The 20,448-nt window shown below is 69.8% G+C and carries 22 protein-coding genes; 13 read left to right on the forward strand and 9 right to left on the reverse strand.

Annotated features, from left to right (window positions below):
• Positions 1–97 precede the first annotated feature (97 nt).
• The 4 genes from E4V01_RS06910 (at position 98) to E4V01_RS06925 (ending at position 3,040) form a co-directional block, all read left to right on the forward strand.
• Positions 98–652, forward strand: a complete 555-nt coding sequence (locus tag E4V01_RS06910) for an Rrf2 family transcriptional regulator (protein WP_245517440.1) — start codon at positions 98–100, stop codon at positions 650–652.
• A gap of 63 nt (positions 653–715) precedes the next feature.
• A complete protein-coding gene (nrdR, locus tag E4V01_RS06915) occupies positions 716–1,273 on the forward strand; it encodes a transcriptional regulator NrdR (RefSeq protein WP_060770554.1) in 558 nt (185 codons plus the stop codon).
• Positions 1,274–1,323: 50 nt separating this feature from the next.
• Positions 1,324–2,400 carry a bifunctional diaminohydroxyphosphoribosylaminopyrimidine deaminase/5-amino-6-(5-phosphoribosylamino)uracil reductase RibD gene (gene ribD, locus E4V01_RS06920; protein ID WP_193763159.1) on the forward strand — a complete coding sequence of 359 codons (1,077 nt, stop codon included), beginning with the start codon at positions 1,324–1,326 and terminating at the stop codon, positions 2,398–2,400.
• A gap of 1 nt (position 2,401) precedes the next feature.
• On the forward strand, positions 2,402–3,040 hold the full coding sequence (locus E4V01_RS06925; protein ID WP_135297836.1) for a riboflavin synthase: 639 nt from the start codon (positions 2,402–2,404) through the stop codon (positions 3,038–3,040).
• A 95-nt stretch (positions 3,041–3,135) separates the two neighbouring features.
• Here E4V01_RS06925 and E4V01_RS06930 read toward each other — a convergent pair whose 3' ends face one another.
• Positions 3,136–3,657: a hypothetical protein gene (locus E4V01_RS06930; protein ID WP_060770551.1), complete on the reverse strand. Its 522-nt coding sequence runs from the start codon at positions 3,655–3,657 to the stop codon at positions 3,136–3,138.
• 293 nt (positions 3,658–3,950) lie between these two features.
• Here E4V01_RS06930 and E4V01_RS06935 point away from each other — a divergent pair, with 293 nt between their 5' ends.
• Positions 3,951–5,171, forward strand: coding sequence for a hypothetical protein (locus tag E4V01_RS06935; protein WP_135297837.1), 1,221 nt, complete (start codon positions 3,951–3,953; stop codon positions 5,169–5,171).
• Here the strand turns inward: E4V01_RS06935 and E4V01_RS06940 are convergent.
• Positions 5,159–5,584, reverse strand: coding sequence for a GtrA family protein (locus E4V01_RS06940; RefSeq protein WP_135297913.1), 426 nt, complete (start codon positions 5,582–5,584; stop codon positions 5,159–5,161). The genes E4V01_RS06935 and E4V01_RS06940 overlap by 13 nt on opposite strands.
• Positions 5,584–7,110, reverse strand: coding sequence for a UbiA family prenyltransferase (locus tag E4V01_RS06945; protein WP_135297838.1), 1,527 nt, complete (start codon positions 7,108–7,110; stop codon positions 5,584–5,586). The genes E4V01_RS06940 and E4V01_RS06945 overlap by 1 nt, the downstream gene beginning before the upstream one ends.
• A gap of 312 nt (positions 7,111–7,422) precedes the next feature.
• Between E4V01_RS06945 and ribH the strand changes: the two genes are divergently transcribed.
• The 4 genes from ribH to E4V01_RS06965 all read left to right on the forward strand — a co-directional run bounded on the left by ribH (position 7,423) and on the right by E4V01_RS06965 (position 9,874).
• Positions 7,423–7,956 (forward strand): 6,7-dimethyl-8-ribityllumazine synthase, encoded by a 534-nt coding sequence (gene ribH / locus E4V01_RS06950; RefSeq protein WP_060770547.1) that lies wholly within the window; start codon positions 7,423–7,425, stop codon positions 7,954–7,956.
• A complete protein-coding gene (gene nusB, locus E4V01_RS06955; protein WP_060770546.1) occupies positions 7,953–8,474 on the forward strand; it encodes a transcription antitermination factor NusB in 522 nt (173 codons plus the stop codon). Before ribH ends, nusB begins: the two co-directional genes overlap by 4 nt.
• Positions 8,475–8,479: 5 nt before the next feature.
• Positions 8,480–9,457, forward strand: coding sequence for a thiamine-phosphate kinase (thiL, locus tag E4V01_RS06960; protein ID WP_135297839.1), 978 nt, complete (start codon positions 8,480–8,482; stop codon positions 9,455–9,457).
• Between the two features lie 201 nt (positions 9,458–9,658).
• Positions 9,659–9,874 carry a hypothetical protein gene (locus E4V01_RS06965; protein ID WP_135297840.1) on the forward strand — a complete coding sequence of 72 codons (216 nt, stop codon included), beginning with the start codon at positions 9,659–9,661 and terminating at the stop codon, positions 9,872–9,874.
• Positions 9,875–9,977: 103 nt separating this feature from the next.
• Here the strand turns inward: E4V01_RS06965 and E4V01_RS06970 are convergent, their stop codons facing one another.
• The 3 genes from E4V01_RS06970 to E4V01_RS06980 form a co-directional block, all read right to left on the reverse strand.
• Positions 9,978–10,823 carry an SDR family oxidoreductase gene (locus E4V01_RS06970; protein ID WP_135297841.1) on the reverse strand — a complete coding sequence of 282 codons (846 nt, stop codon included), beginning with the start codon at positions 10,821–10,823 and terminating at the stop codon, positions 9,978–9,980.
• A gap of 17 nt (positions 10,824–10,840) precedes the next feature.
• Positions 10,841–11,020 carry a DUF1328 domain-containing protein gene (locus E4V01_RS06975; RefSeq protein WP_056202595.1) on the reverse strand — a complete coding sequence of 60 codons (180 nt, stop codon included), beginning with the start codon at positions 11,018–11,020 and terminating at the stop codon, positions 10,841–10,843.
• A gap of 73 nt (positions 11,021–11,093) precedes the next feature.
• Positions 11,094–12,419: a chloride channel protein gene (locus tag E4V01_RS06980; protein WP_135297842.1), complete on the reverse strand. Its 1,326-nt coding sequence runs from the start codon at positions 12,417–12,419 to the stop codon at positions 11,094–11,096.
• A gap of 312 nt (positions 12,420–12,731) precedes the next feature.
• Here E4V01_RS06980 and E4V01_RS06985 point away from each other — a divergent pair, with 312 nt between their 5' ends.
• Positions 12,732–13,169, forward strand: a complete 438-nt coding sequence (locus tag E4V01_RS06985) for a DUF3429 domain-containing protein (protein WP_060770541.1) — start codon at positions 12,732–12,734, stop codon at positions 13,167–13,169.
• Positions 13,170–13,443: 274 nt separating this feature from the next.
• Here the strand turns inward: E4V01_RS06985 and pdeM are convergent, their stop codons facing one another.
• From pdeM to E4V01_RS07000, 3 genes are read right to left on the reverse strand one after another with little or no spacing between them, the layout of a single operon-like run.
• Positions 13,444–14,157, reverse strand: a complete 714-nt coding sequence (gene pdeM, locus E4V01_RS06990; RefSeq protein WP_135297843.1) for a ligase-associated DNA damage response endonuclease PdeM — start codon at positions 14,155–14,157, stop codon at positions 13,444–13,446.
• A 43-nt stretch (positions 14,158–14,200) separates the two neighbouring features.
• Positions 14,201–16,702: a ligase-associated DNA damage response DEXH box helicase gene (locus tag E4V01_RS06995; RefSeq protein WP_135297844.1), complete on the reverse strand. Its 2,502-nt coding sequence runs from the start codon at positions 16,700–16,702 to the stop codon at positions 14,201–14,203.
• Positions 16,703–16,741: 39 nt separating this feature from the next.
• Positions 16,742–17,692 carry an alpha/beta hydrolase gene (locus E4V01_RS07000; RefSeq protein ID WP_135297845.1) on the reverse strand — a complete coding sequence of 317 codons (951 nt, stop codon included), beginning with the start codon at positions 17,690–17,692 and terminating at the stop codon, positions 16,742–16,744.
• A 207-nt stretch (positions 17,693–17,899) separates the two neighbouring features.
• Here E4V01_RS07000 and E4V01_RS07005 point away from each other — a divergent pair, with 207 nt between their 5' ends.
• The 3 genes from E4V01_RS07005 (at position 17,900) to E4V01_RS07015 (ending at position 20,310) form a co-directional block, all read left to right on the forward strand.
• Positions 17,900–18,256, forward strand: a complete 357-nt coding sequence (locus E4V01_RS07005; protein ID WP_060770537.1) for a DUF6460 domain-containing protein — start codon at positions 17,900–17,902, stop codon at positions 18,254–18,256.
• 156 nt (positions 18,257–18,412) lie between these two features.
• Positions 18,413–19,810, forward strand: coding sequence for a heterodisulfide reductase-related iron-sulfur binding cluster (locus tag E4V01_RS07010; RefSeq protein WP_135297846.1), 1,398 nt, complete (start codon positions 18,413–18,415; stop codon positions 19,808–19,810).
• Positions 19,811–19,923: 113 nt separating this feature from the next.
• On the forward strand, positions 19,924–20,310 hold the full coding sequence (locus tag E4V01_RS07015; RefSeq protein ID WP_060770535.1) for a response regulator: 387 nt from the start codon (positions 19,924–19,926) through the stop codon (positions 20,308–20,310).
• The last annotated feature ends 138 nt before the right edge of the window (positions 20,311–20,448 follow it).

Genomic DNA, 20,448 nt, shown 5'->3' on the forward strand with positions numbered 1-20,448 from the left:
TCCCGATCCGCGGCCGCTGTCGTTCCGGGGCTGCCTCGGAGTTAATCCATGTCAGGTTTGTCGTTCCGGGGAGTGTACACGTCGTTGCATCCTTGAAATGATGTGGGTCGAGCATCCTTCACCTGAAGGTTGCGCGGCACCGCTCGGGAGGGCGACCCTGCATCTCTCGCTTCACACGGATTACGGCCTGCGTCTGGTCATGCACCTGACGCTGGCGGAGCGGGGAGCCTGGGTCGCGACCCCGGCCGTTGCGCAACGCTTCGATATCTCGGTGCACCATCTCCAGAAGATCGCCCAGACGCTGGTCCGGGCCGGTGTCGTCGAGGCGAGGCAGGGCCGCTCCGGCGGCGTGCGTCTCGCACGGGACGCCCGCGAGATACGGCTCGGACGGCTCGTCGCCGATCTGGAGGGGGTCGGGACAGTGGTCGATTGCAAGCGCGACCCCTGCCCGCTCATGGGCCGCTGCCGCCTCAAATGGGCCTTCGACGCGGCGGAGCAGGCGTTCTTCCTCGAACTCGACCGCCTCACCCTCGCCGACGTGGTGGCTGGACCGACGGCAGCCGCACTCCGCGCCCTGTTTCGCGCCGAACCGGGAGACGGGGGTGCGACGCCCGACACGCCTGTTCCGACCGATCCCACTCCTGGCAATTGAGCGGCGGGTGGGGCAGAGAGGGGCGGCTTTTAAGAGCGTCCGGGACGAGGTGGTGAGCGCGCGATGCGGTGTCCGTTCTGCGGAGGTCCCGACACGCAGGTGAAGGATTCGCGGCCGAGCGAGGATTCCTCGGCGATCCGCCGCCGCCGCGTCTGCCCGGATTGCGGCGGACGCTTCACGACCTTCGAGCGGGTGCAGTTGCGCGAACTCGTCGTGCTCAAGCGCTCGGGCAAGCGCGTGCCGTTCGACCGCGACAAGCTCCAGCGCTCGATCGATGTGGCGCTTCGCAAGCGCACGGTCGATCCCGAGCGTGTGGAGCGCCTCGTCAACGGCATCACCCGGCGCCTGGAGAGCGGCGGCGAGGGCGAGGTCACCAGCGAGGCCATCGGCGAGGCGGTGATGGAGGGCCTGAAGGGGCTCGACGACGTCGCCTATGTCCGCTTCGCGTCGGTTTACAAGAATTTTCGCGAAGCGCAGGACTTCCAGGATCTGCTCGGCACCCTCGGTGAGCGGTTGGAGGGCGAAGGCGTCCTGCCCGAAGAGGGGGAGGCTGTGCCCGCCCCTCCCGACGAGCCAGTTGCCGCGCCGCGCCGCGGCCGTCCGGCCCGGAAGCGGGCGTGACGGGGCGAGCCGTGGACGTGTCCGTGCAGGAAGCCCTCGACTGGCGCGCCATGCGCCTCGCCCTCGCGCTGGGGCGGCGCAATCTCGGCCGGACCTGGCCGAATCCGAGCGTCGGCGCCGTCATCGTGGCCGAGGGCCGTATCGTCGGTCAGGCGGTGACGGCGGTCGGCGGTCGCCCGCACGCGGAGCCGCTGGCGCTCGCCATGGCCGGCGAGGCCGCGCGCGGCGCCACGCTCTACGTCACCCTCGAACCCTGCTCGCATCACGGCCGCACGCCGCCTTGCACCGACGCGACGATCGCCGCCGGGATCGCCCGCGTGGTCACCGCGATCGAGGATCCCGATCCCCGCGTCGCCGGGCGCGGCCATGCGGGTTTGCGCGCGGCCGGGATCACGGTGGAAACCGGCCTGCTGCGCGAGGAGGCCGCCCGCGACCATCGCGGCCATTTCTCCCGCGTGATGCGCGGCCGCCCGAGCCTGCACCTCAAGCTCGCCCGGACCCGCGACGGGTTCGCGGCGCCTTCGACCGGCGAGCGGCTGAAGATCACCGGTCCGATCGCCGACGGGGCGGTGCATCTGTGGCGGGCCCATGCCGACGCGATCATGGTCGGCATCGGCACCGCCCGCGCCGACGACCCCTCGCTGACCGTGCGGCTGCCGGGGCTCGCCGAGCGCTCGCCGTTGCGGATCGTGCTCGACTCGACGCTGCGCCTCAACCCCGCGAGCCACCTCGTGCGTGGGGCCCGCGATCTGCCGACCCTGGTTCTCACCGGGCGCGGCGCCCCGGCCCATGCTCGGCGGATGCTCGCCTCCTTCGGCGTCGAGATCGCCTTCGTGCCGACCGACGCGCAGGGCCGCATCGATCTGCCCGCCGCGCTGAACGCGCTGGCGGAGCGCGGCCTGACCCGGATCTGCAGCGAGGGCGGGCCGGCGCTTGCCGACGCGCTCGCGGCGCACGATCTCATCGATGCCTGCACGCTCATCACCGGCCCCATGGTGCTGGGTGAGGCTGGCGGCTTGCCGGCACTCGGGGCGAACCTCGCCCGCCGCCTCGCCGACGGCTCCCTGAGGGTGATCGAGACCCGCGACTACGGCCCCGACACGGCGGTCACCTACGAGAGGATCTGACATGTTCACCGGACTCGTCAGCGATGTCGGCCGCGTCGTCTCGGTGGAGGGCTCGGAGCGCCTGCGCCGGATCGTGATCGAAAGCGCCTACGATCCTGCCGGTATCGCGCTCGGCGCCTCGATCGCCTGCTCCGGCCCCTGCCTCACCGCCGTCGCGGTGGAGCCGCATGGCGCGGGCTGCCGCTTTTCGGTCGATGCCGCCGCCGAGACCCTCGCCCGCACCACCGTGGGCACGTGGCGCGAGGGCACGCGGCTCAACCTCGAACGCTCGCTCAAGCTCGGCGACGAACTCGGCGGCCACCTCGTCACCGGCCATGTCGACGGTATCGCCGAGATCCTCGCCCGCGAGACGGTGACGGGCGAGGACAATCCCTGGGGGGCGAGCGAGCGCTTCACCCTGCGGGCACCGGCCGCGCTTGCCGGCTTCATCGCGGAGAAGGGCTCGATCTGCCTCGACGGCACCTCGCTCACCGTCAACGCGGTCTCGGGCAGCGATTTCTCGGTGCTGCTGATCCCGCACAGCCTCTCGGTCACGACCTGGGAGGAGCGCCGCGAGGGGGATCGGATCAATCTGGAGGTCGATCTGCTGGCCCGCTACGCCGCGCGCCTCGCCGAGACGCGCGGGTTGTTGCCGCCGTAAGGACCGGCCCCGCTTAGTGGCTCTCGCAAAACTCCCGCTGCCTCGTCCTCGCCAAAGCGAGAACGGTCAGAGATCGGGAGTTTCGTGAGGCACTTTTAACGGCCGTCGTAGGATGCGGCGAGACTGTTCAGGATCTGGTTCGTCTCGGCGTCGTACTTCTTGTCGCCCTCCGGCGAGGCCCAGTAGCTCACCAGCAGATGGCGCTGGCTCTCGGCTTTCGGCACGACCGAGAGGTAGCGCAGCACCGTCGGTTTGCCCTCGTAGGTCGCCGGATATTCGGTGACCTTGAGGGCGTAGGTCGGGAAATCGACCTCCTTCGACTGGCCCTCGCCGGTGATCTTGACGCCTTGTTCCGTGAAGTAGGCGTTGTGCTCGCCGAGCAGGGCCTTGAACTGGGCCGGCTTGTAGCTCTCGAACCAGAGGTAGATTTCCTCGTCCGCGGTCCGCGCCTGGACGCCACGGTCGATCGTGGTCACCGTCCACGCGGCCGGGATGTCGACGGAGATCGGCCGATCTCCGGGGACGAGCGTGACCTTCTTGGCAACGGCGGCGCTGCCGGCCAGCAGAAAGAAGGCGAGTGCCGCGCCGGCCAAGAATTTCGGCGACCCGATCGTCATGAATATCCCCTCTCGGCCCGCCTCTTTGTGAGCGAGCCGGCCCTAGACTTGCCGTCGGTCCCGGCTTTCGGCAATGCACGGCCGTCCCAAATCGACAGAAACCTTTTCCCCGAGACGGTGAGCCCCGGAAATCGTGCCGATGGGGGCCCGCACTGGGTGAACGCAGGATGCCTCTCCGGCTCGACAAGTTTTCGTGAGGAGGCTCGCCGGCCAATTCGTGAGGAAGACTTAACCCTTCCCATCGAGTCTTCCGCGTCGATTCGGTTTCGTTTCGTGAAGGGGCGGTGGCCACCATGACGGTTACAGGACGCCGCGACAGGGTGCTGGCGGCGCTCACCGCACTGAGCGGTGCCCTTCTCCTCGCCGTCCTTCTGGGACGGGGCGCGCTGCGCGATGCCGGCTTCAACTCGCACGGGGCGCTGGCCGACGCGTTCCTGCACGGCCGGCTCTGGGTCGAGCGCTGCCCCGAGATCGATTGCGCCGTGTTCGAGGGGCGCACCTACATCATCTTTCCGCCCCTGCCGGCACTGCTGCTGACGCCGTTCGTCGCCCTGTTCGGCTTTCCTGGTTTCAAGGGCTTCGTGCTTCTGGGCCTGGGCCTGTCGGCCCTGAGCCTGCTCGCCTGGAGCCGCATCTTCCGCGCGCTGGAGGTCGAGCGCGGGCAGGCCTTGTGGCTGCTTGCCGCGCTCGCCTTCGCCAGCCCGCTCTATCAGGTCACGCTGCGGTCGGACGGCGTCTGGTTCTTCTCCCAGACCGTCGGCTTCCTGATGATGACGTTGAGCCTGTGGGCGGTGATCTGCCGGAATTCGCTGCCGCTCGCCGGATTGTTCGTCGGCCTCGCCTTCCTGTGCCGGCAGATGGCGATCTTCTATCCGCTGTTCCTGCTGGTTCTGGCCCTGCCCCGCGGGCGCCCGCTGCTGGCGAACCCGGCCTCGGTGGCGAAATCCGCGATGCTGGCGGGGCTGCCGGTCGCGGCGGCCCTCGCCGTCTACTGCGCCTACAACGCCGCGCGCTTCGGAAGCCCGTTCGAGACCGGCTACGCCTTCATCCACAATCCCGGCCAGGACAGCTTCATCTGGCGGCGCATCACCGAGGGCGGCCTGTTCTCGCGCGACTACCTGCTGTTCAACACGCTCTACCTGTTCCTGCAGGGGATCCATTTCGAGTTCGGCGGCCCCCGGCTGACGGAACTGGTCGGCTTCGACAAGGCCGGCACGGCGCTCCTCGTGGCGAGCCCGTGGCTGCTGCTGGCTTTCTACGCGCGGCTCGACCGGGTCTTCGCCGCCGGGGCGGCGACCATCGCGGTCATCGCCGGGATCACCCTGTTCTACCACTCGAACGGCGCCGAGCAGATCGCGACCCAGCGCTACGCCCTCGACTGGCTGCCGATCCTGATCGTGCTGATGGTGCGCGGTGAACGCCCGCCGGCCTTCGCCGCCCTGCCGATCCTCGTCACCTGGGGGGGCGTCGCCAATCTCGCCGTGGTGACGCTGCTGACCCTCTACCGGCTCTGAGGCTGAGGCCGCAGGGTTGCGCCGAAGGTGAGAAGCCGGTGGCCGAGATAGTTCGCCACGGCGCCGACGGCGATGCCGACGCCGTGGCCGAGGGCTTGCGCCACGGCCGGGCTCAGATCCGGCAGCAGGCCGGTCAGGCCGTCGATCATCAGCCTGCTGACCGCGAGGACCACGGCCGCGCCGACGGCGTTGACCGCGAGGAACAGGGCGAGCTGCCCGCGCAGCGACCCGTGCGAGGCCGCCCGGAACACGAAGGCGCGGTAGAGCCAGAAGCCGGCAGCCATGCCGATGCCGTAGGCCACGATCAGGGCCGCCTCGAACGGCATCACCAACGAGAACAGGATCCGCGCGAGCCAGTTGATCGCCGCCGCCGAGCCGCCCGCGATCAGGAACCGGACGACCTCGCTTCGCATCACAGCCCGAACTCTCTTGGGAGGAGGCCGGGCGGCAGGCCGAAGGCCGCCACCGCGAAGGCGAGACCGGCCATACCCGCGAGCACGAGGCTCGGGCGGTCCTTGACCGCGAAGGCGACCGGGTCGTCGTGGAGCGCGTCGCGGCCCGCCAGCAACCAGATCCGGCTCATGAACAGGACGAGGATCAGCGGGAAGCTCCACAGGGCCAGCGGCGCGGCGAGCACGGCGTGGCGGAACGCCTCGTTGGCGAGATACAGGATGAAGATGACGACGCTGGCGAGCCCCGAGGCGACGCCGAAGGCGAGCACCACCGGCTCGTCCGCCGGCTCATAGCCGCGCCCGGCGATGGTGCCGGCCTGGCCGCGCCGCGCGGCCCCGCGCAGCTCCGTGTGGCGCTTGGCGAAGGACAGCGAGGTGAACAGGAACATCGAGAAGGTCAGGAGCCAGGGCGACCACGCCACCGCGACTGCCGCGACGCCGACCGCGATGCGCAGCGAGAACAGGCTCCCGAGCGTCAGCGCATCGAGCATCGGCACCCGCTTGAGCCATGCGGAGTAGGTCAGCGTCAGGGCGAGATAGGCGAGCACGCCGGTGAGCACCGCCGCCCCCGCCCAGGCCGCGACCGCCAGCCCGCCCACGAGGCCGAGCACCATCGCCGCCAGACCGGTGGCGATGGGAAGCCGGCCGCTCGCCAGGGGGCGCTCGCGCTTCGACCAGTGCGCCCGGTCGTGGGAGAGGTCGAGGAGGTCGTTCAGCAGGTAGCTCGCCGAGGCGACGAGGCCGAGCGCGAGGAAGGCCAGGCCTGCGCTCCCCCAGGCTAACGCGTCCCCGGCCCGGCCGCCGAGGACGAGCGGCACGAAGACCAGGGCATTCTTGGCCCATTGGTGCAGGCGCAGGGCCTTGAGCAGTGCGCGCGAACGCGAGGCGGCGGGAAATTCCTCGACCGGCTTGCCGAGCCGCCGCGCCGCGCGGAGTACGGAACCGGAGGCTCCCACGACGATCACCCGCCGTGCCGCGACCCAGACCGGAAGGTCGGCCCTGGCATCGCCCGCATAGTCGAAGCCCTGCGGGTAGAGCGCCCGGAGTTGCGCGGCCTTCGTCTCCCCCTTGAGGTTCCGCACCCCGTCGCTCGCCACCACCCGGTCGAAGACGGGAAAACGCCTCAGGGCGCGCAGAGCCATCAACTCGTCGGCGGCGGTGGCGAGCACGATCGCCTGGCCCGCCGCCTTCTGCGCCTCGATATGGGCGAGCAGCGCCGCGTTGACCGGCAAGGACGTGACGTCGAGCACGGCGCCTTCCGCGATGCGGCGCTTGAAGAAGGCGCGTCCCCGCGGCAGCCACAGCAGCATCACCAGCAGCATCAGCGGGTTGCGCCGCAGCAGCGCGATGATGCCTTCTAGGAGAAGGTCCGTGCGCAGCAGCGTGCCGTCGAGGTCGATCACCAGCGGCACCGGCCGCGGTGCCGAGGCCGCGTCCTCTGTCCGGGCCGGGGCCGTCTTTGCCCTTCGCGCCTGCGCCGTCGCCATGCTGGATAACCCCCGTTTCCAGTGCGGGATCGATGGTCGAGGGCCCGCAAATTTGCGTTCGACAGTCTATTGCCGGGATCGACTTCGGTCCGGTTAATAAGGGGCATCGCAGGTTGTGGCGGCGGTACTTCCGCCTGATTTGATTGATCAAACCTTTTCGATCCGACGGAAAGGCGACGCTTCTCCGGGCCGGAACATGCGCCCCGGTCGTGCACCCGTCGCGCCCCGTGCCGCTTGTGGAGCCCGCGCCACTTGGGCTAACCCTCCGGCCCGCCCCGAACTTTCGTCAACTCGCCCCGGAACGACAGTCGCATGGTCTCCCAACGCCGGGACGCGGACGCGCCCAAGGACAGCCCCAAGGACAGCCCTGAGAGCATCCTCGAAAGCCTCGTCGGCACCCGCGTGCTGGTGGTCGAGGCGCGCTACTACGACGACATCGCCGACGAATTGCTGGCGGGTGCCCGCGCGGCGATCGAGGCGGTCGGCGCCGAGGCGCGGGTGTTCACGGTGCCGGGCGCCCTCGAGATCCCCGCCGCCATCGCGATCCTGATGGATGCCGGCCGCAAGGCCGGCGGCCCCTACGATGCGGCGGTGGCGCTTGGCTGCGTCATCCGCGGCGAGACCGGCCACTACGACATCGTCGCGGGCGAGAGCGCCCGCGCGCTGATGGACCTTTCCGTGGCCGAGCACCTGCCGCTCGGCAACGGCATCCTCACCGTGGAGACCATGGAGCAGGCGCTCGCCCGCGCCCGGGTCTCCGACATGAACAAGGGCGGCGGTGCAGCGGAGGCGGCCCTGAGCCTCCTCGCCATCAAGCGCGCCGCCAATCTGGAACCCGCCCGATGACAGACCCCGCCGCGACACCGGCCCAACCGAAGCCGAACGCCCGCACCGGCGCCCGCCTCGCCGTGGTGCAGGCGCTCTACGAGATGGAGATCTCGGACAAGGGCGTGATCGAGGCGCTGGCCGAGTTCGAGGCCTTCTGGATCGGTCAGGAGGTCGACGGTGTCGTCCACCCCCCGGCCGAGATCGCGTTCTTCCGCGACGTGCTCCGTGGTGCCGTGGAGGAACAGCGCGCCATCGACCCGAAGCTCGACACGGCGCTGGCGAAGGGCTGGCCGCTGCGCCGGCTGGAAGCGGTGCTGCGCGCCATCCTGCGGGCGGGCGCCTATGAGCTGATGTTCCGCCGCGACGTGCCGGCCCGCGCCGCGATCTCGCAATATGTCGAGGTCGCCTACAGCTTCTACGGCGGCGACGAGCCGGGCATGGTCAACGCCGTGCTCGACCGGGTCGGCCGCGAGGTGCGCTCCACCGAGTTCGGCATTCCGGCCGCTCCCGGCCCGGCGACGGCGAAGAAGGGCTGACCGGAATGGCGCGCGCGGGCGAGGAGGCGCTGATCGCGCGCTACTTCGCGCCGCTCAGCGGCCCCGGCGCCGAGGGCCTGCGCGACGACGCCGCGAGCCTGACGCCGACGCCTGGCCACGACCTCGTGGTGACCGCTGACGCCATCGTGGCCGGCGTGCATTACTTCCCCGATGACCCGCCCGGCTCCATCGCCAACAAGGCGCTCGGCGTGAACCTGTCGGATCTCGCCGCCAAGGGCGCCCGCCCGCGCGGCTTCCTCCTGACCCTCGCGCTGCCGGACGACTGGACCGAAGCGTGGCTCGCGGGTTTCGCCGAGGGACTCGGCGCGGCAAGCCATGCCCATGGCTGCCCGCTGCTGGGCGGTGACACCGTGCGCTCCGGCGGCCCGGCGCTGATCGGCGTGACCGCCTTCGGCGAAGTGCCGGCCGGCGGGATCCTGCGGCGGCAGGCGGCGCAGGCGGGCGACCGGCTCTGCGTCAGCGGCACCATCGGCGACGCGGCTTTGGGCCTCGCCCTGCGGCTGACGCCCGATCCCGCGCTGGCCCCCCTCCACCGCGATGCGCTCCTCGATCGCTACCTTCACCCGCGCCCGCGGCTGGCGCTCGGCCCCGTGCTGCGGCGCCACGCCCGCGCGGCCATGGACGTCTCGGACGGATTGGCGGGCGATCTGACGAAGATGTTCGCCGGCATTGGCCTGACCGCCCGGATCGACGTGCCGGCGGTGCCGCTCTCGCCGGCCGCGCAGGCGGCCATCTCCGGCGATGCCAGCCGACTCGATACGGCCCTGACCGGTGGGGACGATTACGAGATCCTCTGCGCGGTGCCGCCCGGCTCCGTGGGTGCGTTCCTGGCCGAGGCCCGGGCCGCCGGGATACCCGTTGCCGAGATCGGCACCGTGGAAGCCGGCGACGGACCGCCTCGCTTTCACGATGCGCACGGGCGCGAGATGAGCTTTGCGTGCGCCTCGTTCAGCCACTTCTGAAGCAGCATCTCCGCTTGGCGGCCCGAAGCGTTCAGTTCGAGATCACGGATCTGTTCTGGATGAAATATTTCACGGGATCTGCGCATCTGCACAATAATATAAGATTATAATATTTTTATAAATAGCTGAATTGTGCAGACGTATATTGCATCGACCTGAAAATGCTGCATTATATTTAGGTAACTAAGGGAGGTTTCAACGATGATGCATGTTTCCAAGCTCCTGATCGCTGCTGCCGTCGTTGCCGGGGCCGCGGCTCTGCCGACGATCGTACAGGCCGAAAGCGCCAAGGGGAGCAAAGCTCAACCTGCAAGCGCGGCGACGAACAATCAGTCGAGCGTCGATGAGTTCGAAGAGAACCGACGCGCCCACATGCAGAAGAGCAAGGAGAACAACGCGAAGAAGGGTGCCGAGTAAGAGTGCCGCACAAAACTCCCGGTCTCTGACCGTTCTCGCTCTGGCGATGACAGCGCGGCGAGAGTTTTGTGAGGGACACCACGGCGACCGAGCGGAAGCCGGGTCATGCCTCGATTCCGGTCTGGCGCCGGCTCAGGGCCCAGACCCGCTCCTGCAACGCCTCGTCCCGGCTGCGGGCGGACGAGGCGGTCTCGCGGCTCTTGGCGAAGTAGCGCCCGCTCACGCCGTCGAGTTCGGGCGCCGTGGCGACGTGGAGCGAGGTCTTGGCGCCGGCCTCGGTCGAGATCAGGAACGGGCGGATCAGGCTCCAGGCGAAGCCGAGCCCGCCCCTCGTGTTCTTGGCGAAATCGCTCGCCACGACGCCCGGATGCACCGCGTTGACGGTGATGCCGCTTCCGGCCAGCCGCCGGGCGAGCGCATAGGTGAACAGCACGTTGCCGAGCTTGGCCTGGGCATAGGCCTTAATCGCCGCGTAGCGGCGCTCGCCGCCGAGATTGTCGAAGTCGATGCGCCCGCGGGTATGGGCGGCGGAGGCGAGGTTGACGATGCGGGCGCGGGGCGCGGCTTCGAGCGGGCGACGCAGCTCGTGCGTCAGCAGCACGTAGGCGAGATGGTCGAGGGCCCAGGTTCGCTCGATCCCGTCGGCCGTGACGTCGCGCTCCGAGAAAATCGCGCCGGCATTGTTCACGAGGAGGTCGAGGGCGGGGTAGCGCGCCCGCACCTCGCTCGCTAAGCGGCGGATCTCGGCTTGGCTCGACAGGTCGGCGAGAAAGACGTCCGCCGCGCCGCCGGTCTCCCGGCGCAGATGCGCGGCGGCGCGTTCCGTACGCTCGCGGTCGCGCCCGACGAGGCCGACCCGCGCTCCAAGGCGGGCGAGCCCGAGGGCCGTCTCGGCGCCGATCCCGGAGGAGGCGCCGGTGACGAGGGCGGTGCGACCGTCGAGGCGCACGGGTCCGGGCCGGCGGCTCAGAACACCGCCTGACCGATGGCCAGCGCGATCACTACGATGACGATGGCGAGCACCAGGAACAGGCCGAACAGGATGCGGGCGATCGAACTCGCGCCGGAGGCGATGCCGGTGAAGCCGAGGCCGCCGGCGACGAGCGAGATAACGAAGGCGATAGCAGCCCACTTGAGAAGCGTCATGGCAGTTCACTCCGAAACAAAAGCGGAGCAGTAACGGCCAACGAGGTGGCGGCGTTCCGTCGCGGTCCGCGCTTTACGCGGGTCGTTCTCCGGCCGCCCGCCGCACCAGCACCTCCGCCAAGCTATGATAGAGGCCGCCGCGGCAGACCAGCTTCGAGACCGCATCCGCGACCAGCGCCGCGAGCATCAGCGGAATCATCATCGCGTGGTTCTGGGTCATCTCGGTGACGATGACGAAGGAGGTGATCGGCGCCTGGAGCACGCCGGTGAGGTAGGCGGTCATGCCGATCAGCACCAGCGCGCCGACGGGCACGTCCGGCAGGAACAGGCTCGCCTCCGCGCCCAGCCCGGCGCCGACGGCCAGCGATGGCGCGAACAGACCGCCGGGGATGCCGCTGATCGAGGACAGGACGGTCGCCAGGAATTTGAGCGGGGCGAAATCCCAGCGAGGGTCGTTGCCGGCATGGAGGAGCGCCCGCGCCTCCTCGTAGCCGGTGCCGTAGACGGTGCCGCCGGAGGCGAGCCCGCACAGGGCGACGCCGAGCCCGCACAGGCCGGCGAACACGACGGGACGGCGCCCGATCATCCCGCCCACCCGTCCCGGCAGGCCGCGACCGAACGCGATGACGATGCGGCTGAACAGGCCGCCCGCAAGGCCGCCCGCTACCCCGAGCAGCGGCACCGCGAGCCAGCCGGCGGCCAGCGAGAGCCGCGCGTCCGACGTGCCGAAATACGTGTAGTCGCCGAGGATCGCGAGCGAGGTCAGGCCGGCGGCGATGATGGTGGCGACGATCAGCGCGCTGCCGCGGCTGTCATAGGCCCGGCCGAGTTCCTCGATGCCGAAGACGATGCCGGCCAGCGGCGTGTTGAAGGCCGCCGCCACCCCGGCCGCGCCGCCCGCGAGCAGCAGGCCGCGCATCCGCTCCGGGCTCAAAGTTCCGAAGGCGGCCATGATCGCCGCGCCGACCTGCACGGTCGGCCCTTCGCGACCGATCGAGGCGCCGCACAGGAGCCCGAGGCACATCACGACGATCTTGCCCGCCGCGACCTTGAGCGAGACCAGCGCACGGCGCGCAGACCCGGCATCCAGCGCGCGGGCGGCGATCACCTGCGGGATGCCCGAGCCCTGCGCGTTCGGAAAGACGGTGCGGGCGAGCCATGCGGCGAGCGCGAAGCCGGCCGGGCACAGCAGAAGCGCCAGGGCCGGCGAGGCGCGGAGCCCGTGCCGGAAAAGCTCCTGCGCCGCATCGGCCGCCTTCGCCATCAGCACCGCGGCCAGGCCGACGCAGACGCCGCCCACCAGGAACAGGCTCCGCCTGCGCCAGGTCGTCCACGCATCGCCGGAGGCACCGCGCAGCCGCGACAGGGCTGGTCTCAGGTCCGTGGGTCGCAGCGGCATGGGGCGGATCACGCGAGGGATGGACCGTGGGATGGGCCGTGTCGCCCGCACCCTGGCGGCGAAATCGGCGCGGGGCCATCGCCGCGGCCCGATGATCCGGCGCGAAGGTCCCATCCGGTGTGGAGAGTGAGGCCGGGCGCTGCAACAAATGGTCTCGGTTGCGGGATGGATGAGGATCTGCGCGTTTAGAATGCTTCATGACACCCCCGGCTGCCGGTGACCCATGCCGGGTCTCGAACGACCGGCGGTCGATGCGGGCGAGGCGTGGATCCGGCAGACCCGGGCCACGCGGCAATCAGCCAGGGAGACGGCATGGGGCGGCTGACCACGGTACCCGCGAGCGCGGTCCTTCTCGGCATCGCGGGGCTGATTCCGTTCGTGGGCTTTGCGGCCCTTTCGGTCAGCGGCACGGATGTCGGGCTCGGCACCATCGGATTGTCGCCGCGCACCATCCTCTCGGCCTACGGCGCGGTGATCGCCTCGTTCCTCGGCGGTATCCGCTGGGGGGCGGCGGCGGCACGGGAGGCGGGCTGGCGCGATTACGGGCTCGCGATCGTGCCGTCGCTGCTCGCCTGGGCGGCGCTCGCCGCGCCGCCGCCCTGGGATCTCCGGATCCTCGGCGCGCTCGTGCTGCTGTGGGGCATCGTCGATCAGGATCTTCCCCGCCGCGGCATGGTCCCGGTCTGGATGGGCCGCCTGCGGCTCGCCCTGTCGGCGGTCGCCGGGGCGGCGCTTCTGGTGGCGGCGTGAGGGATCGCCCCGAACGCGGCCGCCGGCTCTCGGGGTGATGCACCGTGACTGTTTCAAAGGGCGTGGATCGACGTCTCGCTTTCCACCAGTTCGTAATTGGCGGGCATCTCGTCCGAGGTCGCAATGCTGATGTGAGGCCAGACAGCTCTCTCCGGGAACTCGTCCTCACGGGGTCTAACGAAATGCAGCATGACGACCTGTGAGTATTGTAGCCCGGCTTCGGCTCGGGGAGCGATGAGCCCGTCATGTCAGCGAATCCGAACGGGCGTGCGCCTCAATCCCGCCCGAGCATGGTTCGGCCGATCGCGAACACGCGTCCGTCGCCGAGCAGGTAGGCCGTGAACCCCTTGGGGAAGAGCGGTTCGAAGGCGGCGTCGCGCACGTTGAGGCCGCCCGTGTAGGCGCCGAAGGCCGGCATGACGAGGCGATGTCCGTCGCCGACGAAACAGCGGCGGCGCACGGAGCGGCCGCGCATGGTGACCTTGCCGCAGGGGTGGAGATGGCCGGCGATCTCGCCCGCCTCGGACCCCGCCAGCGGCTCGTGGCGCAGCGTCAGGCCGCCGACGGAAACCGTCTGGCAGTAGCGCCCACCGACGCCCTCGCTCACCGCCGCATCGTGGTTGCCGGCGATCCAGACCCAGTCGCGGCCTTCTTGAAGCGCGGCGATCATTGCCCGGTCGCCGGGCTCCATCCGCTCGGGGCCGCGGGCATCGTGGAAGGAATCGCCGAGCGCGACCACGCAGGCCGGATCGAGCCGCTGGATCACCTCGTGCAGAAGGCTCAGGGTCTCGCGGGTGTCGTAGGGCGGCAGGAACTGGCCGGAGCGGGCGGCAAACGACGAGCCCTTCTCCAGATGGAGGTCCGACACCACCAGGGTGCGGTGTTCAGGCAGCCACAGGGCGCCGGTGCGGTCGAGGCTCAAGGCCTCGCCGGCAAGCGCAAGGTCGGTGCCCTTCACGGTCTTCTCGAGTCTCTGGCCGAGTGCCAACGTAATCGTCCTCAGTGTCGCGCGGAGGAGGCGGCAGGCCGCGTCAGCCGAGCGCCTCTTGAAGAAGCTCGGCTTCGGCCTCGGCCAGGATCTCGTCGGCCCCCTCCCCGTAGACCCGCTCGCGCCCGATTTCGAGCATGACGGACACGGAGAGCGGCGAGACCCGGTCGAGCGCCCTGTGGGTGATTCGCCCCCGGATACGCCTCAGCATCATGCCGAGGCGGGTCACGTCGAGGAGTCCGGTTGCCGCATCCTGCCGCGCGGCGCGCAGGAGCAGGTGGTCGGGCTGGTGGCGGCGCAGCACGTCGTAGATCAGGTCGGTCGAGATCGTGACCTGCCGGCCGGTCTTCTTCTGCCCCGGAAAGCGCCGCTCGATCAGCCCGGCGATGACCGCACATTGCCGGAAGGTGCGCTTCATCATCGCCGACTCGTCGAGCCAGGCCTCCAGGTCGTCGCCGAGCATGTCCTCGTCGAACAGGGCCTCCATGAAGCCCGGCGAGAGCGCGGCGCGCTCGCTCAGATCCCGCGTGCACCAGATGGCGATGCCGTAATCGTTGGCCGCGAACCCGAGCGGGCGCAGCCGGGCGCGTTCCAAACGGCGGGTCAGCAGCATGCCGAGCGTCTGGTGGGCGAGCCGCCCCTCGAACGGGAAGGCGGTGAGGTAGTGGCGCCCTGCGCGCGCAAACGTCTCGACCAGGAGATCGCGCTCGCCGGGCAGGACCGAGTGGCGGCGCTGCTGCGCGAGGTAGTCCGAGAGCTGGCGCGGCAGCCGGTCCCACTCGAACGGGTCGGCGATGATCGCCCGCACCCGCGCGGCGAGGAAGGTCGAGAGCGGGAACTTCGAGCCGGCATAGGAGGGAATCGCCGGATCGGTGCCGGGGCCGGCGCGCGTGACGAGGCACTCGTCCTCGGCGAGCCCCTCGAAGCGCAGCACCTCGCCCGCGAACAGGAAGGTATCGCCGACGGTGAGCGTCTCGGCGAAATCCTCCTCGATCTCGCCGAGCGTCCGCCCGCCCTTCGGCAGCACGGTGCCGGGCTTGGCGCGCAGGCTGCGGGCCATCCGCACCTTGATGTGCGTCGACTCGACGATGGTGCCGATGTTCATGCGGTATTGCTGCGCCACCCGGGCGTCGCGCACCCTCCATTTCCCATCGGCCCCGCGCAGGATCTTGGCGAAGCGTTCGTAGGCGCGCAGCGCGTAGCCGCCGGTGGCGACGTAATCGACCACCGCCTCGAAATCCTCCCACGAGAGGGTGGCGTAGGGTGCCGCCGAGATGACCTCGTCGTAGAGTTCGAGCGGATCGAAGGCGTCGGCGCAGGCCATACCCAGCACATGCTGGGCGAGCACGTCGGGGGCGCCGAGGCGGGCGTCCGGCGTGTCCTGGGCCGCCTCCTCCACCGCGTCGAGGGCGGCGCGGCATTCCAGCATCTCGAAGCGGTTGCCGGGGACGAGATAGGCCTTCGACGGCTCGTCCATCCGGTGGTTGGCCCGGCCGATCCGCTGCATGATCCGGCTCGCGCCCTTCGGCGCGCCGAGATTGACCACGAGATCGACGTCGCCCCAGTCGATGCCGAGATCGAGCGTCGCGGTGCAGACGATGGCGCGCAACTGCCCCGCCGCCATCGCCGCCTCGACCCGGCGGCGCTGCGTGGCGTCGAGCGAGCCGTGATGCAGGGCGATCGGCAGCGTGTCGTCGTTGAGCCGCCACAGTTCCTGGAAGGTGTACTCGGCCTGGAGGCGGGTGTTGACGAAGACGAGCACCATGCGGTGCGCCCGGATCAGGTCGTAGATCGCCGGCATCGAGTGCCAGGCGGTGTGGCCGGCGAGCGGGAGCGTCCGGTTCACTTCGAGCATGTGCAGGTCGGGCTTGGCACCGCCCTTCACCACGACGAGGTCGGCCCGGCGGTCCTCGCCCGGCACCTGCCCGACGAGGTACTTTTGGAGTTCCTCCGGTTCGCGCACGGTGGCCGAGAGGCCGATGGCGCGGGCCTGCGGTGCCAGGCGGCGCACGCGGGCGAGCGCGAGGGAGAGGAGATCGCCGCGCTTCGAGGTGACGAGGGCGTGCAACTCGTCGAGCACGACCGTCTTCAGCCCGGCGAAAAACGCTTCCGCCTCCCGGTGGGCGAGCAGCAGCGAGAGCTGTTCGGGCGTGGTGAGCAGGATGTCGGGCGGGCGCTGGATCTGCCGAGCGCGCTTGTGCGCCGGGGTGTCGCCGGTGCGGGTCTCGACCGTGACGGGCAGTTCCATGCCTTCGATCGGCGCTTCGAGGTTGCGGGCGATGTCGACCGCGAGCGCCTTGAGCGGCGAGACGTAGAGGGTGTGCAGTCCCGTCGTCTTGCCCTTGGTCCCTTGCCGCTCGCTCAGCTCGACCAGGCTCGGCAGGAAGCCGGCCAGCGTCTTGCCCGCGCCCGTGGGGGCGACGAGCAGCGCCGAGCGTCCGGACCGGACGGTCGCGAGCAGTTCGAGCTGATGCGGGCGGGGTGACCAGCCGCGGGAGGCGAACCACGCGGAGAAGCGCGGCGGGAGGTCTGGGGGCGCTGGCACCCGGCTCAGGTAGGACGTCGGCCGCGGGCCGTCACCGCGTCACGCCAGCGCCATCAGGAAGCGGTCGATCAGCTCCAGGGCCCGCTCGGTCAACGCGCCGGGGTAGCGCACGAAGATGTGGCAACCGCCGGCATAGACCGCGGTGTGGCCGCCATTGTTGGCCGCCGCCCAGCGGGCCGACATGTAGAGCGTGTCGTCGAGCAGCGGGTCGGCGGTGCCGACGGTGAAGAGGGCCGGCGGCAGGCCCTTCAGGTCGGCATAGAGCGGTGACACATCAGGACGGCGCCGGTCGATGCCCTCGCGCACGTAACCGTCGGCGAAGCGCTTGAGGTCGGTGGTGTTGATGACGAGGCGTTCCTCGCCCCACAGCCGCACGCTCGGGGTCAGGCCGAGATCGTAGAAGCCGGCATTGAGGTTGGCGCCGCGGAAGGCGCGGGGCAGGTTGTGCCGGTCGCGCAGGCGCAAAAGCGTCATCACCGCGAGATGTGCGCCGACGGATTCGCCGCCGATGGTCAGGGCGTGAACGCCGAGCTCCGCCTTGCCGGGGCCGGCGAGCCACAGGGCGGCCGCCTCGCAGTCCTCGAGGGCGGCGGGATAGGGATGCTCCGGCGCCAGCCGGTACTCGACCGACAGGCAGACGAAGCCGCAGGTGTCGGCGATGCGTTCGAGCCAGGGATCCTGCTCGTCGGCCGCGCCCCAGACCCAGCCGCCGCGGTGGATGTGCAGGTAGGCGCCCCGCGCCCTGCCCAGCGGGCGGATCACCCGCAGCGCCAGCGGGCCGGCGGGTCCCGCGATGGTCACGGTCTCGGCGCGCGAGCTGCGCGGCATGGCAGGAGAGGCCTGCGTGCCCGCCCGGCGGCGCGCGCGCACCTCTTCGATCGGCAGCGACCATGGGTCGGCCTGCGCGGCGTGGGCGGCCACGATCTCGGCATTGAGCGCCTTCGTCTCGGCATCAATGGTCGCCGGGTCGAACAGAGCGTGGTCGATCATGGCCTTAATCAGGTCGCGCTTTATGGGGTCATCGGGAGTCGGCAGGGCCGGATGCCGTCTGCCATCTTGAGCGGAACGTTCGAGGATGCCATCTGGCTGCTACCCCGAATGCGTCGAATGATGCTGCGGCGTCCCGGTTTCGCAGAAGTGTGGCGAATCAGCAACGCCGTTGCGAGGGTGTCACGGAACACCAAGGATATCGGCAGAATGATCGGCGATCACGAATCGCGGCGCCGCACCCCGCTCGACTCCAACGCTTATCCGGCCGATCCGCGTCATGGTGCGACCCGCCGACGCTCCGGCCTCAACCGCTTTCTCGGCGGCTCGCCCGCGGCGGTGTTCGTGAAGCTGCTGTTCCTGTCCGTGCTCGTCGGCGCGGTGATGGCGATGTTCGGCCTGACGCCGGGCCTGCTGTTCTGGCAGCTCTACGATTTCACCCGGTCGCTGATTGACCTCGGGCTCGACACCTTCCACGATTTCGGCCGCTGGATCCTCGCGGGTGCGGTGGTGGTCGTGCCGATCTGGTTGATCGCCCGCCTGCTCACCGTCTCGCGGGACCGGTGACGTCTGACCGCCGCGTCGATCCGTCCGGGCCGACGCGGCTGCCGTCATCGTGAGGGCGTGCGACACAGCAACAGCTTAGAACCGTTCCGATTGCCTCGCCCGCGCGAACGGCTTTAAGACACGCACCAGAAGTAAGAAACCGCATCGAGGCGTGTCGTGCAGACCAATTTCGCCCCCGAGCAGCTCGCCGATCCCGCCATGGCGGCCTCGGAGAAGATCCTGCGCACCTGCGTGCATTGCGGATTCTGTACCGCGACCTGCCCGACCTACCTCCTGCTCGGCGACGAACTCGATTCACCGCGCGGACGCATCTACCTGATCAAGGACATGCTGGAGGGCGGCAAGCCGGCGAGCCGCGAAGTGGTCAAGCATGTCGACCGCTGCCTCTCGTGCCTCTCCTGCATGACGACCTGTCCGTCAGGCGTGCATTACATGCACCTCGTCGATCACGCCCGCACCCATATCGAGAAGACCTACGCGCGCCCGCTCTCCGACCGGCTCCTGCGCGCGGTGCTGGCCCTGGTGCTGCCCTATCCGAACCGGTTCCGGGTGGCGCTGCTGGCGGCCAAGATCGGGGCGCCGTTCCGGCCGCTGGTCGCCCGTCTGCCGCGGGTCGGCAACCGGCTCGCGGCGATGCTCGACCTCGCCCCGGCGCAACTGCCGAACCGCAACCGCACCGACCGGCCCGGCACCTTCCCCGCCGATCCCTCAGCGCAGGAGATCAGCGCCCTGTTCCAGACCGGTGAGGACAAGGCACCGGCCCAGCGCCGCGGCCGGGTCGCTCTGCTGCGCGGCTGCGCTCAGAGCGTCCTGCGGCCGGACTTCAACGAGGCGGCGATCCGTCTGCTCAACCGCCATGGGGTCGAGGTGGTCCTGCCCAAGGGCGAGGGCTGCTGCGGCGCACTGACCCATCACATGGGCAAGGAGGAGAGCGCCCACGGTCACGCCAAGCGCACCATCGACGCCTGGATCGCCGAGATGGACGGGCCCGGCCTCGATGCCATCGTCGTCACCGCCTCGGGCTGCGGCACGACGATCAAGGATTACGGTTTCATGTTCCGCGACGACCCGGCCTATGCCGAGAAGGCCGCGCGGGTCTCGGGTATCGCAAAGGACGTGACCGAGTACATGGCCGAGATCGGCCTGCTTCCCCCGGTCGAGGATACCGACCTCGTGGTCGCCTACCATTCCGCCTGCTCGATGCAGCACGGGCAGGCCATCCGCACCGAGCCGAAAACCCTGCTCAAGAAGGCCGGCTTCACGGTGAAGGATGTGCCGGAGGGCCATATCTGCTGCGGCTCGGCCGGAACCTACAACATCCTTCAGCCGGAGATCGCCGCCCGTCTGCGTGATCGCAAGGTCGCCAATATCGAGCGCGTCCGGCCTGACATCATCGCCACCGGCAATATCGGCTGCGCCACCCAGATCGGAAAGGGCACCGACATCCCGATCCTGCACACGGTCGAGTTGCTCGACTGGGCGACCGGCGGGCCGCGGCCGGAGGCGCTGGCGCATTTGAAGGCACGTCGGACGCCGGTCCCAGCGCACGCGTAAGGTCAAGATTGAATTTCCCGCTCTGCACAATTGCGGGTCGTCCCTTCCTTGACCTCGCTGCAGGTGCGAATTAGGCCCGCAACCAGTGTCGGCCCGAAATCGTTTGCAGGCTTATGATAGAGAACCCGACAGAGTCGCCCGTCGTCCTCCTCGTCGAAGATGACGGTCTACTACTGATGGAAGCGTCCGATACACTGGCCGAGGCCGGATTCAACGTCCTCGAAGCGCACCATGCCGACAAGGCGCTCGACGTGCTGGAAGGCCGGCCCGATGTCGGGATCGTGATGACGGACGTCGACATGCCGATGGGCTCGATGGACGGCTTCGCCCTGGCCCGCCTCGTCGCCCACCGCTGGCCGGAAATCCCGGTGCTGATCGTCTCCGGCATGGGCACGCCCGGCCCCGGCGACATGCCGGACGGTGCCCGCTTCATCCCGAAGCCGTATGCGCCGACCATGCTGGTGCGCACCCTCAAGGCCTGCCTCAAGCGCGCGGCCTGACGGCCTCCCGCAGACGTTGCGCGCATGGCCGATGCGCGCGGGGGCCAATCGCGGGTTTCGCCGCGGTTCGTTTCACGGCAGAAGGCGCGTGAGAGTGGCGCGCTGCCCCGCGCGCCGACAGACCGATCAGTTCAGGTC

It is taken from the genome of Methylorubrum sp. Q1 (assembly GCF_004683995.1).
GTDB lineage: Bacteria > Pseudomonadota > Alphaproteobacteria > Rhizobiales > Beijerinckiaceae > Methylobacterium.